Consider the following 688-nt stretch of genomic DNA (forward strand, 5'->3'; position numbering starts at 1 on the left):
GTGCGGCTTACCCGCCGGCCCGGCGCGCACGGCGGCACGCTGACCTTCACCGACGCGCAGGGCACGCCGCTGGACGCGGAACTGGCCGCCGCCCTGCTGCACGGGGTGACGCCCGACCTCTACCGCAACATCTACGGGTTCAGTCTTTCGGAATTGCAGGAATTTTCCTCGCTCTCGGCGGAAGGCGCACGCAACGTGCTGCTGGGGGCCGGGGCCGGGCAGGGGCTGCGTCCGCCCAGCCAGTTGCTGGATGATCTTTCGGGCCGCATGGCCGCGCTGTACCTGCCGGAGGGCCGCAAGCCGCCGCTCAACGAGGCGCTGAAGGAACTGGAAACCCTGCGCGCCACCCTGCGCACCCACGAGAGGGACACCGCCCGCTACGACGCCCTGTCCGCCGAACTGGACGACCTGTCCGCCCGGCTGGCCGGGGTACGCGCCGACCGCGCCACCCGCGAGGCCGAACACCGCGCACTGGAACGCCGTCTGGGCGTGTGGCGGCAATGGCAGGAACTGGTGGCCGTGGAAGGGCAGCTGGCCCGGCTGGACGTAGTGGTGGAACGCTTTCCGCAGGACGGCAAGGCCCGCTTCGAACGGGAGCGCGAGCGCGCCGCCGAACGGGGCCTGCGGGCACAGGGGCTGCGCGGACAACTGGCAACGCTGGAGGCCACGCTGGCCCAGCGCACCCCCG

The 688-nt window shown here is 72.4% G+C and carries 1 protein-coding gene; it reads left to right on the plus strand.

The window, feature by feature from the left end:
- Positions 1-688 (plus strand): ATP-binding protein (locus FVW27_RS18280; protein WP_167127954.1); only part of this gene is annotated, 688 nt, incomplete at both ends.

Origin of the sequence: Nitratidesulfovibrio liaohensis, assembly GCF_011682075.1 — a bacterium.
Classification (GTDB): Bacteria; Desulfobacterota; Desulfovibrionia; order Desulfovibrionales; family Desulfovibrionaceae; genus Cupidesulfovibrio; species Cupidesulfovibrio liaohensis.